The sequence below is a fragment of the Streptomyces sp. NPDC111802 genome (assembly GCF_055634335.1).
Genome location: NZ_JBVKCZ010000019.1, coordinates 1 through 18586 on the forward strand (window position 1 = coordinate 1; position 18586 = coordinate 18586).

Annotated in this window: 15 protein-coding genes; 10 read left to right on the forward strand and 5 right to left on the reverse strand. The window is 71.3% G+C overall.

Annotated features, from left to right (window positions below):
• The first annotated feature begins 235 nt into the window (after window positions 1–235).
• Both ACZ7NC_RS21740 and ACZ7NC_RS21745 read left to right on the forward strand, forming a co-directional pair.
• Window positions 236–688 carry a MarR family winged helix-turn-helix transcriptional regulator gene (locus ACZ7NC_RS21740; protein ID WP_471490474.1) on the forward strand — a complete coding sequence of 151 codons (453 nt, stop codon included), beginning with the start codon at window positions 236–238 and terminating at the stop codon, window positions 686–688.
• Window positions 689–884: 196 nt separating this feature from the next.
• Window positions 885–1247 (forward strand): nuclear transport factor 2 family protein, encoded by a 363-nt coding sequence (locus ACZ7NC_RS21745; protein WP_471490475.1) that lies wholly within the window; start codon window positions 885–887, stop codon window positions 1245–1247.
• A 28-nt stretch (window positions 1248–1275) separates the two neighbouring features.
• Here ACZ7NC_RS21745 and ACZ7NC_RS21750 read toward each other — a convergent pair whose 3' ends face one another.
• Window positions 1276–1878: a response regulator transcription factor gene (locus ACZ7NC_RS21750; RefSeq protein ID WP_471490476.1), complete on the reverse strand. Its 603-nt coding sequence runs from the start codon at window positions 1876–1878 to the stop codon at window positions 1276–1278.
• Window positions 1875–3131: a sensor histidine kinase gene (locus ACZ7NC_RS21755; protein ID WP_471490478.1), complete on the reverse strand. Its 1257-nt coding sequence runs from the start codon at window positions 3129–3131 to the stop codon at window positions 1875–1877. The genes ACZ7NC_RS21750 and ACZ7NC_RS21755 overlap by 4 nt, the downstream gene beginning before the upstream one ends.
• Before the next feature lie 149 nt (window positions 3132–3280).
• Here ACZ7NC_RS21755 and ACZ7NC_RS21760 point away from each other — a divergent pair, with 149 nt between their 5' ends.
• The 4 genes from ACZ7NC_RS21760 (at window position 3281) to lpdA (ending at window position 10042) form a co-directional block, all read left to right on the forward strand.
• Window positions 3281–3871: a hypothetical protein gene (locus ACZ7NC_RS21760; protein WP_471490479.1), complete on the forward strand. Its 591-nt coding sequence runs from the start codon at window positions 3281–3283 to the stop codon at window positions 3869–3871.
• 352 nt (window positions 3872–4223) lie between these two features.
• Window positions 4224–7424, forward strand: coding sequence for an amidohydrolase family protein (locus ACZ7NC_RS21765; protein ID WP_471490480.1), 3201 nt, complete (start codon window positions 4224–4226; stop codon window positions 7422–7424).
• 173 nt (window positions 7425–7597) lie between these two features.
• Window positions 7598–8455 (forward strand): SCO2400 family protein, encoded by an 858-nt coding sequence (locus ACZ7NC_RS21770; RefSeq protein WP_471490482.1) that lies wholly within the window; start codon window positions 7598–7600, stop codon window positions 8453–8455.
• Window positions 8456–8629: 174 nt separating this feature from the next.
• Window positions 8630–10042 carry a dihydrolipoyl dehydrogenase gene (gene lpdA, locus ACZ7NC_RS21775; protein ID WP_471490483.1) on the forward strand — a complete coding sequence of 471 codons (1413 nt, stop codon included), beginning with the start codon at window positions 8630–8632 and terminating at the stop codon, window positions 10040–10042.
• 16 nt (window positions 10043–10058) lie between these two features.
• Here the strand turns inward: lpdA and ACZ7NC_RS21780 are convergent, their stop codons facing one another.
• Both ACZ7NC_RS21780 and ACZ7NC_RS21785 read right to left on the reverse strand, forming a co-directional pair.
• The gene (locus ACZ7NC_RS21780; RefSeq protein ID WP_471490485.1) at window positions 10059–10760 is read right to left on the reverse strand and encodes a lysostaphin resistance A-like protein; all 702 of its coding nucleotides are present in this window, start codon (window positions 10758–10760) and stop codon (window positions 10059–10061) included.
• A gap of 30 nt (window positions 10761–10790) precedes the next feature.
• Window positions 10791–12719 (reverse strand): glycoside hydrolase family 5 protein, encoded by a 1929-nt coding sequence (locus ACZ7NC_RS21785; protein WP_471490486.1) that lies wholly within the window; start codon window positions 12717–12719, stop codon window positions 10791–10793.
• 229 nt (window positions 12720–12948) lie between these two features.
• On the opposite strand from ACZ7NC_RS21785, the gene ACZ7NC_RS21790 reads away from it, so the two are divergent.
• From ACZ7NC_RS21790 to ACZ7NC_RS21800, 3 genes are all read left to right on the forward strand, one after another.
• Window positions 12949–13725, forward strand: coding sequence for a class I SAM-dependent methyltransferase (locus ACZ7NC_RS21790; RefSeq protein WP_471490488.1), 777 nt, complete (start codon window positions 12949–12951; stop codon window positions 13723–13725).
• 133 nt (window positions 13726–13858) lie between these two features.
• Window positions 13859–15922 carry a discoidin domain-containing protein gene (locus tag ACZ7NC_RS21795; protein WP_471490490.1) on the forward strand — a complete coding sequence of 688 codons (2064 nt, stop codon included), beginning with the start codon at window positions 13859–13861 and terminating at the stop codon, window positions 15920–15922.
• 19 nt (window positions 15923–15941) lie between these two features.
• On the forward strand, window positions 15942–16538 hold the full coding sequence (locus ACZ7NC_RS21800) for a TetR/AcrR family transcriptional regulator (protein WP_471490491.1): 597 nt from the start codon (window positions 15942–15944) through the stop codon (window positions 16536–16538).
• Window positions 16539–16546: 8 nt separating this feature from the next.
• Here ACZ7NC_RS21800 and ACZ7NC_RS21805 read toward each other — a convergent pair whose 3' ends face one another.
• Window positions 16547–17647, reverse strand: coding sequence for an acyltransferase family protein (locus ACZ7NC_RS21805; protein WP_471490493.1), 1101 nt, complete (start codon window positions 17645–17647; stop codon window positions 16547–16549).
• Window positions 17648–17871: 224 nt separating this feature from the next.
• Between ACZ7NC_RS21805 and ACZ7NC_RS21810 the strand changes: the two genes are divergently transcribed.
• Entirely contained in the window at window positions 17872–18525 is a 654-nt protein-coding gene (locus tag ACZ7NC_RS21810) for a hypothetical protein (RefSeq protein WP_471490494.1), read from the forward strand.
• Window positions 18526–18586 lie beyond the last annotated feature (61 nt).

Below are 18586 nucleotides of genomic sequence, written 5' to 3' on the forward strand. Positions count from 1 at the left end.
ACAAACGACGCGGACACAGTCCCTGAAACTGCCCAGCAATCAGAACAAGCACCGTTGCAGTACTAGGACCTGTCGTTTGGATCATGCCGGCGTCGAGTCGTTCCGCGGCGGGTGATCGAGTGGCGGCTGTTGTGGTCCTGTGCAATGATTGCGCGTACCTTTACGAGTACATTAGGTAGTTGTACCGTTGTTGGTTGCCGCGAGCTGCTCCTCCGGCGTCAGGAGGGTAGTAGCGATGAGTCAGAGTGCATCGGAGCGCCAGGCCACCCAGACGGAGCGGGGTGCGTGGAACCGGCTCGTCTCCTTCCACACCCAGGTGTCCGAGCTGGTCGAAAAGGCGCTTCAGGACAGGTTCGGGCTGTCGCTGAGCGAATACACCGCGCTGGAGGCGCTCGCCGGCGCCTCCGTGGACGGCCGGCCGGGACTGCGAATGCAGGCGCTGGCCGAGGCGGTCGGCATGAACCAGAGCTCCGTGAGCCGCCTGGTCACCCGACTGGAGCGACAGGATCTCGTCGAGCGCATTCACTACGAGAAGGACAGACGCGGCGTATTCACGGCCATCACCGCGTCGGGACGCGAGACTCTGGAGGCCGCCGTTCCGGTCTATCTCCAGACCCTCGCCGCAGCCTTCGACCGGGCAAACGCCGATCCCGACCTGCGGGAATTGGTGAAGCGCATCGGCAGTTAACCTGCCGTTCGAAAATCGACGGGCCGAAATTGCCCTTCGCACTCCGCCGTGCGGATGTGGCCAATTCTGTGCATCCCACCTTCGGTCCTTCTGCGCCCATGTCACTCCAGCACTAGTATTTCCAAGCGAAGTGAATGGGCCGCCGGTACAGGCGCGCCTATCGCCACCTGCACACTTCTCCACGGGAGTTGGTCGCATGACCACGGCAGATATCGTCGAGCGCTACTACGACGCCTGGATCAACCGGGACGGAGACATGAGCGATGTTCCGCTCTCGGACGACTTCGTCTTCGTCGGTCCGGTGGGCACCTTCGATTCGGCCGACGGCTTCCGCGCGATGGCCGGGCAATTCGGCCCGGCCGCCACAGATTTCACCGTCCGTCACCGGTTCATCGACGGTGACAAGGCCTGCGCCTTCGTTTCCTGGAACCTCGCCGCCGTTCCCGGCACGATGACGGCCGCCGAACTGCTCGAGGTCCGTGACGGCACCCTCGTCCGCGCCGAGGTGATCTACGACGCCGAGGACCTCCGCAAGGCCGCGGCGGCCGGCCGCGTCTGACCACCGCCGCCCGCCGCCCAGGCGACGATCAGATCCAGCCCTGCTCCCAGGCCCGGTGCGCGGCCGCGTGCCGGGTCGGCACGCCCAGCTTGGCCATGGCCGCGGAGAGATAGTTGCGGACCGTGCCCGGGGCCAGATGGACCTCGGTGGCGATCTCGGCCACCGACGCGCCGGTGCGTGCGGCACGCAGGACCTGTAGTTCGCGGTCGGTGAGCGGGCAGTCGTCCTCGGTCAGCGCGGAGGCGGCGATGTCCGGGTCCACATAGCGACGGCCGGCGGCGATGTCGCGGATGATCTCGGCCAGCCGTGCCGCCGGCGTCGTCTTGGGCACGAAGCCGCGCACACCGGCGGCCAGGGCCCGGCGCAGTACGGCGGGCCGGGCGTGCCGGGTGACCAGGACGATCCGCGTGGGCAGTTCGGCCCGGATCTCCTCGGCCGCGCGCAGCCCGTCGGTGGGCGGCATCTCCAGATCGAGGACGGCGATGTCGGGGCGATGCTCCCGGGCCAGCCGTACCGCCTCGGTGGAGGTGGCGGCCTCGGCGACCACGGTGAGGTCGCTCTCCAGCGCGAGCAGGGCGGCCAGGGCGCTTCTGAGCAGGTCCTCGTCGTCGGCGATCAACAGGCGGATCATCGGGCGGCTCCGTCCGCGGGGTGGGACAAGTCGATCATCGCGCCCGCCCTCCGGGTGGCCGGAGAGGACACCGGCAGCGCGGCCACCACCACGAACAGATCCCCGTCCCGGTGCCACGCCAACTCGCCCCCGGCCACTTCCAACCGCTCGGCGAGCCCACGCAGTCCCGTGCCCTCCGAGGCGTCCGGGCCGTCCGCCACGCCGTCGTTGCTCACGCGCAGCCGGGCGACACCGTCGGCGACCCGGTACTCCACCTCGGCATTCCCGGCCCGGCTGTGCCTCAGGACGTTGGTCGTGGCCTCCCGCATCACCAGACCGAGCAGGTGACGGGCCGGCTCCGGGAGAGCCCCGGCCACGGCGTCGGGGTCGAGCGTCATCCTCGCGTCGATCCCCGCGGCGGCCAGCACCCGGGTCGCGTTGGCGATCTCGTCGTCCAGGGTCGTTCGCCGGTAACCCCGCACCACGGCACGGGTGTCGGCGAGGGCGTCCGCCGCGAGCCGCCGTACCTCCTTCATCTCCCCGGCCGCACGCTCCGGGTCCCGCTCGACCAGCCGCTCCGCCAACTCGCCCTTCAGGGCGATCACTTGGAGATGGTGACCCTGGATGTCGTGCAGGTCGGCGGCGAACCGCAGCCGTTCCTCCCTGACCGCCAGCTCCGCCTCCAGCCGCCGCGCCTCGTCCAGCCGCCGAGCGGTGTCCCAGGCCCACAGGGGACCGAGTGTCACCCAGACCGTGAAGGCGACCAGCCCCGGGGGAAACAGCGCGGCGTAAGCCAACTCGCCGTCGCCCTCGACCAGGCTCACGACACCTCCGGGCAGCGGCGCGAGGAGCACGGCGCCCGCGATCAGCAGCCGTGCGCGGCGCGGCGGGAGGTACGTCGCCACGATCGCCGCCACGATGGCGGGCGCGACCGGCCACAGCCCGTAGTCGCGCCGGGCCAGCGGAGCGGCGGCGAGCACGACTCCGGCCCCGACGGCGGCGATCAGCCACCCCAGGGGCGGTCCGCCGGGCCGGGAGCCGGCCACCGGCAGAAGGGCCGGCCGACTGCCCAGCAGTACGACGCTCGCCCCCACCTCGACCACCAGCGCGACGGCGGCCGGGCCGCGGGCCCACAGCGGGACATCGCCGTCGAGGACCCACGCGCCCACGAAGACGGCCAGCACACACGCGGTCATACCCGGCACGGTCCACCAGGTGTAGCGGCGAAGGCCCGTCAGCCCCGCCGTGTCACGATCGATCGCCCCGTCCCCCACCCGGTCATTGTGGCCCAGGCCGCATGACAGATGTCACGCGAGGACGTGACAACTCCACGGGCGGGCATGGGGGTTCGGCACTACTGGCGGGCTGCGCCGCGCCGCAGGCTGGATCTGCCCACGGATACGTACCTGACCAGGAGATCCTCATGTCCACGCCCGCACCTCACGCGACGGCGGACGGCCCGCGCCCGGCTGCCATGCTCAAGCGGCGCTGGCCCACCGCGCTGGCCGCCGCGGTCGTCACCGTCAATGTGCTCGCCTCCGGCTCACAGGACCAGGCCGACGCCGTCGGCGGCTACGGGGAGACCCTGCCGCTGCTGCCCCTGATCTATCTGATGGTCAATCAGCTGGGGCAGCCCCGGTTCACCTGGCCGGTCCTCGGGGCGGGGGTGGTGCTGGTGTTCGCCCTCGCCGCGCAGGACGCCCTCGCCCCGTCGGCCGTCCTCGTCGCCCTGGCCCTGCTCCTCCTGGTCTGGGGTGCCGTCCGTGGAACTCCGCACGGGCAGGCCGTCTTCGGGCTCCAGGTCGCCGGCGCGGTCCTGTTCTGCGGGCTCGCAGTGGCCGGGCTGGCCGTGGATCCCGATCTGGGCCGCTGTCTGGTGGCCGCTGGCTGGTTCTTCCACGGTGTCTGGGACTTCGTCCACCTGCGGCGCGACCAGGTCGTCTCCCGCACGTTCGCCGAGTGGTGCGGCGTCATCGACGTACTCGTCGCCGCACAACTGCTGTTTCTGGCCTAGGGCCTGTCGTTTGGATCATGCCGGCGTCGCGGGGCCTGGCACGCGCATCTGCCGCGTTGTCGTCAGTCGCCGACGCTCCGCGTCGACTCCCTCCTCCGCCTTGCAGCTGCACGCTCCCCCACGCTCGAACCGGCTTCGCTCGGCTCGCGCGGGGGCACCCCCATCGCCCCCGCTCGGGTCGGCTGAAATGCGCAGTCCCTCTCAGCCGACCTGATCCAAACGACAGACCCTAGCCGGCGCGAAGAACGGCCGAGAAGCGCCCGGGCGGGGCCCGTAACCGGGTCCCGCCCCGTACGTTGCCACCAGTGGTCTCTGCCGTCCGATCCGTCAACTCCGCGCACTGGGAGCTCCCTTGGACACCGAAGACACCTCCGGCGCCCTCCCTTTCGGCCCGCTCTCCCGCCGCAGATTCCTCCAGGCCACCGCGACGGCCACCGCACTCGCCACCGTCGGCACGTCCGTCGCGTCCGCCGCGTCCGCCGCGTCCGACACGGCCACCACCCTCTCCTTCACCGCCGCCACGGGCGGCTCCGCGACCCTCGCCCCCACCGGTGACCGGCTGGTCGCCGAGGTCCAGAACGTGCTCTGGTCCATCCCGCGCAAGGGCGGCACCGCCGTCCCGCTCACCCCGCCCGGCCTCGAACCCAGCCGTCCGCAGTTCTCGCCCGACGGCAGCCGGCTCGTCGTCTGCGCCTACCGCGACGGCGGCTTCCACCTCTGGACGCTGCGGCCCGACGGCTCCGAGCTGCGGCAGCTCACCGACGGCCCGTGGGACGACCGGGGCCCGGCCTGGTCGCCGGACGGCACCCGGATCGCGTTCGCCTCCGAGCGCGGGGGCGACACCGTGACCGGTGCCCCGTACCGCATCTGGGTCGTGGACGTGCGCACCGGCGCGCTGACCCGGCTCACCGGGGGCCCCGGCCGGCAGGGTCCCGGGCAGGACGCCCGCTGGGAGGACTTCGACCCGGCGTGGTTGCCCGACGGCGAGCGGGTGCTCTTCGTGCGCGCCGGCGTCACCGCCACGGGCACCCTGCGCGCGACCACCGTCGCGTCCGTGGCCGCCGACGGCTCGGGCCCGGTCACCACCGAGCACACCGACGACTCCGGCGCCCAGCTCATGACCCCGGCCGTCTCGCCCGCCGGACGCCTGGCCTACCTGCGCACCACCGCCTCGCCCGCGGCCTCCTGCACCCTCGTCGTGGACGGCGAGCAGGTCGCCGTGCGGGGCGACCTGCTCCCCGCGCCGCCCCGGTGGACGGACGCCGAGCACCTGCTCCTCACGGTCGACGGGCACTTCCGCCTGGTCGACCCGGACGCTCCGGGCGAGGGCGAGGAGATCCCGTTCACCGCCACGCTGCCCGTGGACCGGCCTCACTACCGAGGCAAGGCGTACGACTTCGAGGGCTCCGGCGCCCGTCCCGTCCGCGCGCTGCACCTGCCCGCCCTGTCACCGGACGGCCGCAGCGTCGCCTTCGCCGCGCTCAACGCCCTGTGGACCGCGCGAACGACGGGCGGCCGCGCGCCCCGCAATGTGCTGCAAGTCCCCGCCACCCGCTATGTGCTGGCCCCCACCTGGACGCCCGACGGCACGGCTCTGGTGTACGCCGACGACCGCGACGGACTGTTCGCCGTACGGCGCCGCGACCTCGGCTCCGGAGAGGAGACCGTGCTCGCCGAGGGCGGCCGTGTCTTCCCCGCCCTTTCGCCCGACGGGACACGGCTGGCCTGTCTGGACATGTCCGGCAACCTCGTGGTGCGCGACCTGCCCGACGGCACCGAACGGATCCTCGTCGCGCCCCTCGGCTCGGGCGGGCTGCCCGGCCGCCCCAGCTGGTCGCCCGACGGCCGGTATGTGGCCCTGTGCGACCGCAACCGCCTCAACCAGCGCTTCCGGGAGGGCTACAACCTCATCCGCGTCGTCGACACCACGACCGGGACCGCCGCTCTCCACGCCCTCGCCCCGCACACCTCGCTCTCCGACCGCTATGACTCCGGCCCCGTCTGGTCCCCGGACGGCCGCTGGATGGCCGTCGTCGCCGAGTCGGTGCTGTGGCTGCTGCCGGTCCGCACCGAGGGCACCCCGGACGGCGAGCCCCGCCGGCTCACCACGGAACCCGCCGACCACCCGTCCTGGTCCGCCGACGCCCGCACCCTGCTCTACCTGAGCGCGGGCGCCCTGCGTCTGATCGACATCGGCAGCGGCAGAAGCCGTACCGTCCGCGTCCCGCTGGGCTACCGCAGACCGCGCCCCGCCGACACGGTCGTGCACGCGGGCCGCCTCTGGGACGGCACCGGTTCGGCGGTCCGCGAGGACATCGACGTCGTCATCCGCGACGGCCGGATCGCCGAGGTGGCCCCGCACCGCGCCGGCCGCCCCGCCGCACACCGTGTCGACGCGAGCGACCGCACCGTGATCCCGGGCCTGTGGGACGCGCACACCCACCCCTGGCAGAGCACGTACGGCGGCCGGCAGACCGCGCTCCAGCTCGCGTACGGCATCACGACGGCGGTCTCGCTGGGCGGCTTCGCCTACGAGCAGGCCCGCATCCGGGAGGCGGTCGCCGCCGGCGTCCTCGCCGGGCCCCGGCTGCTGGCCACCGGTGAACTGCTCGACGGCGCGCGGGTCGCCTACAGCATGGGCCGCGCCCACCGCACCCGCGAGGGACTGCGCCGCTCGCTGGCCCGCGGGGAGGCGCTGGACTGGGACTTCGTGAAGACGTACGTACGCGCCCCGGGGTGGGTGATGAAAGAAGCCGCGGACTTCGGGCACCGGCGGCTCGGTGTGCGCAGCGGCAGCCATCTGTGCAGCCCGGGGGTGCAGCTCGGCCAGGACCTGACCACCCATTTGCAGGCCACGCAGCGGCTGGAGTTCGGGCACGCGACCTCCGCGACCGGGCGCTCCTACAGGGACGTCGAGGAGATCTACACCGCCGGCGACTTCCACCTCGTGGCGACCCCGTTCACGGCCATCGCCCTCCTCGGCGCCGATCCCGCGCTCGCGGACGACCCACGAGTCACCGCGCTCATGCCGCCGTGGGACACCGCACTCGTCCGCGAAGGGGCCGGACAGCCGCCCACCGACGCCCAACTGGCCACGCTGGGCCGGGAGATGGACGTCTACCGGCGGATCCTCGCCGGCGGCGGGCTCGTCGCGCTGGGCACCGACCAGCCGATCGTCCCGGTCGGCCTGCATCTGCACCTGGCCCTGCGTGCCCTCCATCGCGCCGGCCTGTCACCGGCCGAGGTGCTGCGCACCGCGACCCTGCTGCCCGCGCGGGTCTTCGGCGCGGACGCCGATCTGGGCACGGTGGAGGAGGGCAAACTCGGCGATCTGACCGTCGTGGACGGCGATCCGTTCACCGACTTCGCCACGCTGATCCGCACGGTGGCGGTCCTGCGGGGCGGTGTGCTCTTCGACGGGGCGGACCTGGTCGACGCCGTCACGACTCCCGACGCGCGGCGGGACGGGACACCGCCGACGGCGTCGGCCGAGGAGTGGCTGGAGGTGAGCCGCCACATGCGACGCGAGGGTTGCTGCGATCCGGGACTCTGAGCGGGGCACGGTTCACACATACCTTGTGAGACATCTGCGCAGGAGTATCACTCGGGCTGCACACAGCCCGTCGAAAGGCTCGTTAGCGTTCTGGCCGTTCGCTCCCGAGTACGAACGTGACCAGGTCGCGGCCGAACAGGGCCGATGGCGCAGTCAACCCAGAAAGACCGCAGATGGACTACTGCTCCTCGTGCCGTCGGCACCTCAACGGGGCCCTTGTGTGCCCCGGGTGCGGCGCCTACGCCCCGGACATCGCTCCCTCCGCGGTAGGGGGTCACTCCGCGGTAGGGGGCCCCTCCGTGTCGGCCGCGTCCGATCCGGCGCCGCGGACTCCGGCCGTCGACACGTGGTACGACGGCTACTTCCGTGACGAGCCCGTGCCGCCGGCCGACCCGGACGAGACCGCGCCCCTCGCTGCGTCCGAGGACGTGGAGGGCGTGCCCGCCGCCCCGGAGGGCCGGGCGGCGCGGCGCCGGCAGCGCGCCCGCTGGAAGAAGAACCAGCGCCGGGCCGTGGTCGCCACGGCCGTCGCCCTGGTCGGCGGCGGCCTGACCGTCTCGGCGTTCAACCAGCAGTCCGGCGACAAGGCCCAGGCGGCCACCGCCCCGGAACGGCCGAACGTGGGCCTCCCGGAGCAGCAGCAGACGGAGCTCACCCGCCCGGCGTCCACTCCGGCGGACACCCGCGGGAGCGGGCGCACCGACACGCCCACATCGCATCCGACCCCGACGAACGCCGCCCGGGAGTCCGTCAGTACGCCCCGCACCACGCGGCAGTTCACCCGACCGGACGCCGCCGCCACCCCGCCTCCGGCGGCGACCACGGTCCCGCAGACGCAGACCGTCTCCCCGGCGCCCGGCGGCCAGAACTCCGGCGGCGGCACCGGCGGTGAGCAGGCCGAGCAGCAGACGCCGGCCCCGGCGCCGACCGACGGAGCGGACTCCGGTGCGTCCCCGGCGCCGACGAGCCCGGCCCCGCAGGAGACCACGCCGGCGCAGCTGTGCGTGCTCAACCTGGTGTGCGTCGGCTGACAACGCCGGGAACCGGCCTGAGCGCCACGGCAAGAGCCACTTGAGATCGTCGTCACCCTCCCGCATCGCCACACAACCTGGTGGATGCGGTCATGCTGGAAGAAGCCGGATCACGTCCCACGACGAGGTTCGGCACCGGCAGAGCAGGACGTCGTACTCAGGAAGGAACTCTCCATGGTCGAGCAGGACGAGCGCTTCGACGTCGTGGTCCTCGGCGCGGGCCCCGGCGGCTATGTCGCCGCCATCCGCGCCGCCCAGCTGGGCAAGCGCGTGGCGGTCGTGGAGGAGAAGTACTGGGGCGGCGTCTGTCTGAACGTGGGCTGCATCCCCAGCAAGGCACTGCTGCGCAACGCCGAACTGGCGCACATCTTCACCCGTGAGGCGAAGACCTTCGGCATCAAGGTGGACGGGCAGGTCACCTTCGACTTCGGCGAGGCGTTCCGCCGCAGCCGCAAGGTCGCGGACGGCCGGGTCAAGGGCGTCCACTACTTGATGAAGAAGAACAAGATCACCGAGATCGACGGCCGCGGCACCTTCCTGGACCCGCACACCCTCCAGGTGGCCGGCTACGACGGCGACACCCGCACCATCGGCTTCGACCACTGCATCATCGCCACCGGCGCCACCCCCAAGCTGCTCCCCGGCACCCGGCGCAGCGCGCGCGTGGTGACCTTCGAGGAGCAGATCCTGGCCGAGGAACTGCCACGCTCGATCATCATCGCGGGCGCCGGTGCGATCGGCGTCGAGTTCGCCTATGTGCTGCACAACTACGGCGTGAAGGTCACCATCGTCGAGTTCCTGGACCGGATGGCCCCGCTGGAGGACGCCGAGGTCTCCGCCGAACTCGCCAAGCAGTACCGCCGGCTCGGGATCGAGGTGCTGACCTCCACGCGGGTCGACGCCGTCGACGAGTCCGGCGAGCAGGTGCGCGTCACGGTCACCGGGAAGGACGGCTCCCAGAAGGTCCTGGAGTCCGACAAGGTGCTCCAGGCCATCGGCTTCCAGCCGAACATCGAGGGCTACGGCCTGGACAAGACCGGCGTGAGGGTCACCGAACGCGGCGCGATCGACATCGACGGCCGCTGCCGCACCTCCGTCCCGCACATCTTCGCCATCGGCGACGTGACGGCGAAGCTGATGCTCGCGCACGCCGCCGAGGCGATGGGCATCGTCGCCGCCGAGACCATCGCGGACGCCGAGACGATGGAGCTGGACTATGTGATGATCCCGCGGGCCACCTACTGCCAGCCGCAGATCGCCAGCTTCGGCTGGACCGAGGCCCAGGCACGCGAGCGGGGCTTCGATGTGCAGGTGGCGAAGTTCCCCTTCACCGCGAACGGCAAGTCCCACGGCCTCGGCGACGCGACCGGCTTCGTGAAGCTGATCAGCGACGCCAAGTACGGCGAACTCCTCGGCGGCCACCTGATCGGCCCGGACGTCACCGAGCTGCTGCCCGAGCTGACCCTGGCCCAGCAGTGGGACCTGACCGTCCACGAGGTCGCCCGTAACGTCCACGCACACCCGACGCTCGGAGAGGCGGTCAAGGAAGCGGTGCACGGTCTCGCCGGTCACATGATCAACTTCTGACGGCGGAGTCCAGGGCTCAGCCGTCGAGCCACCAGCGGGCCGCCGCCCAGGCCAGCGCGTAGCTGAGGCCGTTGACCGACCAGTGCAGGGCCATCGGCGCCAGCAGGCTGCCGGAGCGGCGGCGCAGCTCGCACAGGACGACCCCGGCCAGGGCCGTGACGACGATCGCCGCGGCCACGGTCGGTGCCACACCGGCCGGGCCGTCGCCGAAGACGGAGCCGAGCGCGGCGTTGGAGCTGTTGATGCCGCGCGAGGGCATCAGATGCCACAGCCCGAACAGCAGCGACGACACTCCGGTGGCCCACGCCGTGCCGCGCCGCCGCCGGATCATGGCCCACAGCACCCCGCGGAAGGCGATCTCCTCCAGCAGTACGGTCCCGAAGGGCACCCGCACCAGCGCTCCCGACAGCATCCGCCCCAGGGAGAGGTCCGCCGCCCTGGCGTCCCGGAACGCCTCCCGCCCGGCGGGCACGGCCAGGAGGGCCAGCAGCACAAGCAGGACGATCCCGGCCAGGACGGGCGCCCACCGCAGTCCCCGGCGCACCGCCGCCGCGTCGAGGCCCAGTTCGGCCGGGGTGAGTCCGTCCCAGCGGGCGATCAGCAGCAGAACGGCCGTCGCGATCACGCAGATGACCAGGTACATGGCGGTGCCGCGCGCGAGCCAGTTGTTCAGCAGGTTCGCGACGGCGAGAACGGCGACAGCACATGTGATCCGCATCCGGGTTCCAGCATCCCCCGGCTGCGGCGATCAGCCCAATGCGCGGCAGTACAGCGCGTCGGGCGTCCGGGCCGACCCCACCCGCCCGGTGTAGGCGATTCCGGCCGCGTACTCGTCGTCCGCGCACTGGCCCTTGTAGCGGCCGTACGCGAAGTCGCCGCCCTTCGCGGCCGTCCCCCGGTTGTCGCCCCGGTCGAACCAGACCGTACGGCCGCTCGTACCGAGCCTCCCGGCGGGTGCGGCCGCGCACAGGGCGGCGGAGACGGCCGGGCCGCGGACGCTGTACCCGATGAGGAACTGCCCGTCGGCACACTGGAGTTTGGTGTACCCGGACGCCCAGTCGCCGCCCGGCCGGACATGCCGCTCGTCGACGACCACCTCGTGTCCGCCGGCCAGGTCCCACAGGGCGCCCGCGGTCACGTCCGAGCAGAGCCCCCGGTTGCCGGTGTGGCCGAGACCGAGCAGCCGCTGTCCGTCGGGGCAGACGGCCTTGCGAGCGCCGGAGTCCCAGTCGGGCAGGGCGCGCATCCGCCGTGACTGGACGAAGTCGCCGTGGTCCGGGCTGAGCATGGACCAGTCGGCGACCGGCGCCACCGGCCCCGTGCGGCCGTCGGCCTCGATGAGCCGCGTCCAGGCGGCGGCCCGCCAGTCGTCACCGTCGTAGAGACCCATACGATGCCCCCGCGCGTCCCAGTGCAGCAGCGCCCAGCCGTTGCCCTTGCGGTCCTCGTGCCAGCCGACGAGCGGCCAGTACGCGAAGTCGGCGTCGGTGCGGATCAGTTGGTCCACGAAGTTCTCGAACCAGGCCCGCTGTTTCTGTCCGGTCTCGTCGCGGCCCCCGACGCCGAACTCGCTGATCCACACGGGGGCGGTGAAGTGCTGGTCCTGTTCGGCGGTGACGAAGAAGGCCTGGCGGTTCAGGACGGCGATCAGTTCGGCGGGGCTCAGGTCGCGGTAGCGGGGGTCGCTGGTCTCGCCCGTTCCGGTGGCGCCGCTGTGGTTCGGGCCCGTGTAGTCGTAGAAGTGGGCGGAGTACACGAGCTTGCCGGAGTCGACGAGTGTGTGCGACAGGCGGCGGGCGGGCTCCAGGGTGGGGCGCTCGTGCGGCAGGCCGTCGACGGGGATGCCCGTCCAGTTGATGCCCTCGACGACGATCAGCAGATTCGGGTTGGCCTCCGTCAGGATGCGGTCCCCGACGCGCTGCGAGGCGGCGAACCAGTCGTGGTCGTCGCCCATGCCCCAGTTGGGGTCGTCCCAGACGCTTCGGCGTACCTCGTTGTACAGGTCGGCCCCGACGACGCGCGGGTTGTCCCGGTAGCGGCGGGCCATGAACAGCCAGTCGTCCTCCCAGGCGGCGGTGGACCGGCTCGCGTTCCAGCGTTCGTTGCCGTCGACTCCGCAGCACCAACGCGTGGTGTTCGTATGGTTGTTGAGGATCACCGCGAGACCGGCCGCGGTGAGCTCGCGCACCACCGCGTCGTACACCTGAAGCGGTGTCCTTCCGCGCAGAGAGGCATTGGCGGCGACGGAGTCGTCCGTGACGGGACGGGTGTCGTGGATCATCTCGTTGGAGAAGGGCAGCCGGACGCTGTTGATCCCGATCTCCCGGAATCCGGCGATGATCTCGGCCATCGGGGCGCGGTCCAGGCCGAGCGGCATCCGGCCCGAGTTCTCGCCCGCATGATGGCTGGAGTCCTGCTCGGGGTCGCCCGAGCCGTTCCAAGTGCCGCTGGCCCCGTGCCAGTTGCCGGAGCGCAGCTTGAAGCGGTCGCCGTCGGCGTCGACGATCCAACGGCCCCGGGTGCTGAGCGGAGGCGTCCAGTCCGCGGCGACGGACGGTGCGACCGTCTCGGCGACGGGCTGCGGCTCGGCCACGGACCGGGGGAGGGGTGCCAGAGGAACCAGGAGGAACACGGCGGCGAGGGCCGCTCTCACCAAGGATCCGCGCACGGTCACCATCCCTGAGGCAGCTGTTTTGTCATGGCAGCGTCATGCAATGTGGGCTCGTACACCGTAGTGCACCAACGTCGCGCAGGCACCGGGGTGTTCGGGCGAGACGCGGACGTCTCTCACCGCCGGCCGTGTCCCGCCGTCATGGCGACACCGGCGCCCGCTCCTGTGGCGTCCCGGCACCGCACTGAGCATGCTCGGTGGTATCGCGTCGCGTCCCTAGGGAGGCACGATCCTCATGCCGGCCAAGAACCTCACCGTGAACCGCACAGCCCTCGGCCACCGCCTCGCCTACGCCCTGCGCCACCCCGACCGCGTGCCCCGTCACCTCGCCCGGTCCGCCCGTGACCTGTGGCTGCGCCGCCGGCACCCGGACCACATCGCCTACTACCGCGCCGTGATGCGCTCCGACACCCGGGCCGACCCGGACGCGGCGGTCGGCAGCCACAACCGGGAGCGCTGGCTGGCGCTCGGCGCGATGCAGTTCGACTACCTCGTCGGCCACGGCCTGCGTCCCGAGCACCGGATGCTGGAGATCGGCTGCGGCAACCTGCGAGGCGGCTGGCGGTTCATCCGTCACCTGGAGCCCGGCCACTACTACGGCATCGACATCTCGCCCGACATCCTGTTCGCCGCGCAGGACACCGTCACGGCGTTGGGCCTGCAGCGGCGGCTGCCCACCCTGACCCCGGTCCGTGACCTGAAGCTGCGCTTCCTGCCCGACGCGTACTTCGACGTGGTGCACGCCCACAGTGTCTTCTCGCACTCGCCGCCGGAGGTCATCGAGGAGTGCCTGGCCCACGTCGGCCGGGTCATGGCGCCCGGCGGCTGGTTCGACTTCACCTTCGACCGCACCGAGGGCGAGGAGCACCAGGTCCTGCGGGAGGACTTCTACTACCGCACCGAGACCCTCGTCGCGCTGGCCGAGCGGCACGGACTGCGGGCCCGCTTCATGGCCGACTGGGAGGAACTCCCGCACGGCCAGTCCAAGATCCGCGTCACCCACGGGAGTTGAGCCGACAGCCCGTCATCAGGTCATCCGTCCCGGACTCTTGACTCGTAAAGCGGTAGCGGCGATCCTCTTTCGCACATCTTGCGAGGTCATGACAAGTCGACCCCGCCATCCCGCCGACCGAGGGACATGGGCTGTGACCAGTGCCGGACGCCCGTACCGCCGACGCAAGAACATCACCGTTGTCTCGCTGCTCCTGCTGGTGCTGTCGATCGCGCTCGGGCCCACACCGAGCTCGGCGGCCGGACCGAACTGGTGGGACCCGAGTGCGCGGCCCGCGCCCGACTCCCGGATCAACGTCACGGGAGAGCCCTTCAAAGGCACCAACACCAAGGGCGAGGTCCGCGGCTTCGTCGACGCGCACGACCACATCTTCTCCAACGAGGCCTTCGGCGGCCGGCTGATCTGCGGGAAGCCGTTCTCCGAGCAGGGCGTCGCCGACGCCCTCAAGGACTGCCCCGAGCACTACCCCGACGGCTCGCTCGCCATCTTCGACTTCATCACCAACGGCGGTGACGGCAAGCACGACCCGGTCGGCTGGCCCACCTTCAAGGACTGGCCCGCGCACGACTCGCTGACCCACCAGCAGAACTACTACGCCTGGGTCGAGCGGGCCTGGCGCGGCGGCCAGCGGGTGCTGGTCAACGACCTCGTCACCAACGGCGTGATCTGCTCGGTGTACTTCTTCAAGGACCGCAGCTGCGACGAGATGACGTCGATCCGGCTCCAGGCCAAGCTGACGTACGACATGCAGGCCTTCATCGACAAGATGTACGGCGGCACCGGAAAGGGCTGGTTCCGGATCGTCACCGACAGCGCACAGGCGCGCGAGGTCATCGAGCAGGGCAAGCTCGCGGTCATCCTCGGCGTCGAGACCTCCGAGCCCTTCGGCTGCAAGCAGATCCTCGACATCGCGCAGTGCGACAGGGAGGACATCGACAAGGGCCTGGACGAGCTGTACGCGCTGGGTGTGCGCAGCATGTTCCTGTGCCACAAGTTCGACAACGCCCTGTGCGGGGTCCGCTTCGACTCGGGCGGGCTCGGAACGGCCATCAACGTCGGCCAGTTCCTGTCGACCGGCACCTTCTGGAAGACCGAGACCTGCAAGGGCCCGCAGCACGACAACCCGATCGGCAACGCCTCGGCGGCCCAGGCCGAGCACGAACTTCCGGCGGGCGTGGAGGTCCCCTCGTACAACGCGGACGCGCAGTGCAACGTCCGAGGGCTCACCGAACTCGGTGAGTACGCGGTGCGCGGCATGATGAAACGCAAGATGATGCTCGAGATCGACCATATGAGCGTCAAGGCCACCGGCCGCGCGCTGGACATCTTCGAGTCCGCGTCCTACCCCGGAGTGCTCTCCTCGCACAGCTGGATGGACATGGACTGGACCGAGCGGGTCTACGGACTCGGCGGCTTCATCGCCCAGTACATGCACGGCTCCGAGGGCTTCATCGCGGAGGCGAAGCGCACAGAGGCCCTGCGTGACAAGTACGGCGTGGGCTACGGCTACGGCACCGACATGAACGGCGTCGGCGGCTGGCCGGGACCGCGCGGAGCGGACGCCCCGAACAAGGTGACCTACCCCTTCAAGAGCGTCGACGGCGGCTCCGTCATCGACCGGCAGACCACCGGCGAGCGCACCTGGGACCTGAACACCGACGGCGCCGCCCACTACGGCCTCGTTCCCGACTGGATCGAGGACGTCCGCAGCGTCGGCGGCCAGGACGTGGTCGACGACCTCTTCCGGGGCGCCGAGTCCTACCTCGACACCTGGGCGGCCTCCGAGAACCACGAGGCCGGGGTGAACCTCGCGCGCGGCGCGGCCACGTCCGCCAGTTCCTCGGAGTGGAGCCTGTTCACCAGCTACCACCCGAACCGGGCCACCGACGGCGACGGCCGTACCCGCTGGGCGAGCGGCTGGAGTGCCGACCAGTGGTACAAGGTCGACCTCGGCTCCACGCACCTGGTCAAGCGGGTCACCCTCGACTGGGAGCGCGCGTACGGTAAGTCGTACCGCATCGATCTCTCCACCGACGGCGTGAACTGGCAGACCGCCTGGTCCACGACCGCCGGCGACGGCGGCCTGGACACGGCCAGGTTCACCGGCACACCGGCCAGGTACGTACGCGTCCAGGGGCTGGAGCGCGGCACCGACTGGGGCTACTCCCTCTACGAGCTCGGTGTCCACAGCAGCTGACACCCAGGAGAGGGGCTCCATGGCACGGTTGCCGTCCGCCGAGCGGCGGCGACAGCTCACCGAAGCGGCGATCAGGGCGATGGCCCGGGACGGCGTCCCCAGGACGACGACCCGGTCCATCGCCGCCGAGGCGGGCGTCTCGCTGAGCGTCTTCCACTACTGCTTCGACTCCAAGCAGGAGCTGATCGAGTCCGTCATCACCACCATCACCGGGCACTACGTGACGCTGGTGAAGGAGGCCCTACGGCCCCGAGCCACCCTGGAGGAAACCGTCCGGGCCGGCTTCCAGGCGTACTGGGACCATGTCCGAGCCCACCCGGACGAGCACATGCTGACCTATGAGCTGGCGCAGTACGCCCTGCGCCAGCCCGGTTTCGAGCACCTGGCGCGACGGCAGTACCAGCTGTACGCCGAGACGTACGCCGACCTCATCGACCAGCTCCGCCAGACCATGGGCCTGCGCTTGCGCGTACCCGCTCCCGTCCTGGCCCGCTACCTGGCCGCGATGACCGACGGCCTCACCCTCAACTACCTCGTGCTCGGTGACGAAGCGGTCTGGAACGACATCCTCGACACCGTCACCGCACACATCGCCGGGCTGGTCGGCGAGCCCTGACCGGGCGGTCACCCCCGTGCGGTGACCCGGTCCCGGGCCGGTTCCGGCGCCTCCCGCCGAAACAGCCACCGCAGATCGGGCTCCACCACGAAGCGCAGGAGGCGCCGGACGGGCGGTGTGCACAGCAGGGTCACGGCCGTGGCGGCCACGAGGGTGACGACGACCGCGCCGAGCGGCCGGTGGATCCAGGCGGGGTCGTACCAGCCCCCGTACTTGGCGCCCTGCGCGAGGAAGCCGTGCAGCAGATAGCCGTACAGCGTGCCCGCGCCCAGCACGGTGCACCACATCCGCCGCCCCGGCACCCAGGAGAGGAAACAGGCCACCAGCAGCAGCGAGCAGACGAACAGGACCGGCGTCATCAGCACCCCGTACCACTCGGGCGCCCCCAGCTCCGCCGCGCTGTCCCGGTGGTAGAACCAGGCGCCGGTCATCCGCGGCACCGCCCAGTACGCCACCGCGAACGCACCCACGAACACGGGCACCGCCGCGATCCGCACCGCGCGCCGGCGGACCAGCCGGAAGTGCTCGGGCCGCAGCGACAGACCCAGCACGAAGTACGGCAGGAACTGGAGGGCGCGCTGGAGGTCGAGGTCGTTGCCGATGGACGGCGACAGGGTGGCCAGCATCGCCACGCCGAGCGCGAGCGGCACCGGCAGGCGCACCCGCTGCCACAGCGGGGTGGTCAGCCGCCACAGGAACAGCGCCACCAGGAACCAGGTCAGATACAGCGGATCCAGCAGGCTGATCGGGCGGTCCGGCTCCTGATCCGTCCACCGGGTGAACAGGGTGTACGCGGTCTCGAAGACGACATACGGCACCACGAGGCCGCCGACCAGCCGCTTGAGCCGGTCCGGGCGGCCGTCGAAGCCGCGGGAGAAGTAGCCGGAGACGACGATGAACGCCGGCATGTGGAATGCGTACACGAGCATGTACACAGCGCTCACGGTCCGGCTGCCGTCCCGCAGCGGTTCCCACGCATGGCCCACGGCCACCAGCACGATCGCCGCGTACTTGACGTTGTCGAAGTACGCGTCCCGCTGCTGCGAAGGCGCAGGTGACGGCGGTGCGGCGGACTCGCGGGCGGGGGCGGCGACGGCGTGCTGGGACATCCCACGCGTCTCACCGCTGGAACGCGACGCAAACCTCTCCGGGTGAATCCGTCCACCCGAACGGCGCGGCGCGTCGACATACGGCCGTCAGGGTGTGGGCGTAACCCGTGTGATCGCTTCGAATGGTGCGTCCGAAAGACATGACTGACGGTGGATCACGTCAAGGCCTGGCTCCAGTGGTGATGAAGCGTCAGCCGCCCAGGCCGTGACGGAAGGATTTACCTATGCGCTCTGTCCGCATGCTGCTCGCCACCGCGACGGCCACGGCCGCGCTGGCGATCGCGCCCGCAGCCTACGCCGTCACCACGGGTGACTGGGACCAGGGAGACAGCTCCCACAGCAAGGACCACGAGGAGCCCGACGGCCACGGAAAGTCCGAGGACCACGGAAAGTCCGAGGACCACGGAAAGTCCGAAGATCACGGAAAGTCCGAGGACCACGACCAGTCCTACAGCAGGGAGCACGAAGAGGAAGGCAAGCACGACGGGCCTCGTGGCGGGATCCACACGGGCGGCGGAGCGCTGGCCGCCGTGACCAACGGCGACGACTGGGGCGGTGCCAAGGACCCGAAGCACGACCCGGACAGCTACCGCAGCAAGGAAGGCGGGCCCGACAAGGGTGACTGGGGCGGCGACGAGGAGCCCTGGAAGGAGGACCACGGCCAGGACTCGTGGGGCGGCGACAACGAGGAGTGGGGCGGTGGCCACGACGAGGAGTCCGGGCGCTCCGGGCACGACAAGCCGCACGGCGGCATGCACACGGGCGGCGGCGGCCTCGCCTCCTCCGGTGTGACCGCCGGCGGACTGGCCGCGCTGGCGGTCGCCGGCACCGGCATCTACGCGCTGCGTCGCAAGAAGGCTTCCGGATCCGTGGCCTGACCATGCCCGACGACACAGCCGCGGTGGCCGCCGCGCGTGCGCCACGCGTCGCGGCGGCCCC

Bases quoted from the DNA above. Each gene is read 5' to 3' on its own strand.
- ACZ7NC_RS21770 (WP_471490482.1), top strand. From the start codon at position 7,598: ATGGACTACTGCTCCTCGTGCCGTCGGCACCTCAACGGGGCCCTTGTG.
- ACZ7NC_RS21745 (WP_471490475.1), top strand. From the start codon at position 885: ATGACCACGGCAGATATCGTCGAGCGCTACTACGACGCCTGGATCAAC.
- ACZ7NC_RS21760 (WP_471490479.1), top strand. From the start codon at position 3,281: ATGTCCACGCCCGCACCTCACGCGACGGCGGACGGCCCGCGCCCGGCT.
- ACZ7NC_RS21780 (WP_471490485.1), bottom strand. From the start codon at position 10,760: ATGCGGATCACATGTGCTGTCGCCGTTCTCGCCGTCGCGAACCTGCTG.
- ACZ7NC_RS21785 (WP_471490486.1), bottom strand. From the start codon at position 12,719: ATGGTGACCGTGCGCGGATCCTTGGTGAGAGCGGCCCTCGCCGCCGTG.
- ACZ7NC_RS21750 (WP_471490476.1), bottom strand. From the start codon at position 1,878: ATGATCCGCCTGTTGATCGCCGACGACGAGGACCTGCTCAGAAGCGCC.
- ACZ7NC_RS21740 (WP_471490474.1), top strand. From the start codon at position 236: ATGAGTCAGAGTGCATCGGAGCGCCAGGCCACCCAGACGGAGCGGGGT.
- ACZ7NC_RS21800 (WP_471490491.1), top strand. From the start codon at position 15,942: ATGGCACGGTTGCCGTCCGCCGAGCGGCGGCGACAGCTCACCGAAGCG.
- ACZ7NC_RS21805 (WP_471490493.1), bottom strand. From the start codon at position 17,647: ATGTCCCAGCACGCCGTCGCCGCCCCCGCCCGCGAGTCCGCCGCACCG.
- lpdA (WP_471490483.1), top strand. From the start codon at position 8,630: ATGGTCGAGCAGGACGAGCGCTTCGACGTCGTGGTCCTCGGCGCGGGC.
- ACZ7NC_RS21790 (WP_471490488.1), top strand. From the start codon at position 12,949: ATGCCGGCCAAGAACCTCACCGTGAACCGCACAGCCCTCGGCCACCGC.
- ACZ7NC_RS21810 (WP_471490494.1), top strand. From the start codon at position 17,872: ATGCGCTCTGTCCGCATGCTGCTCGCCACCGCGACGGCCACGGCCGCG.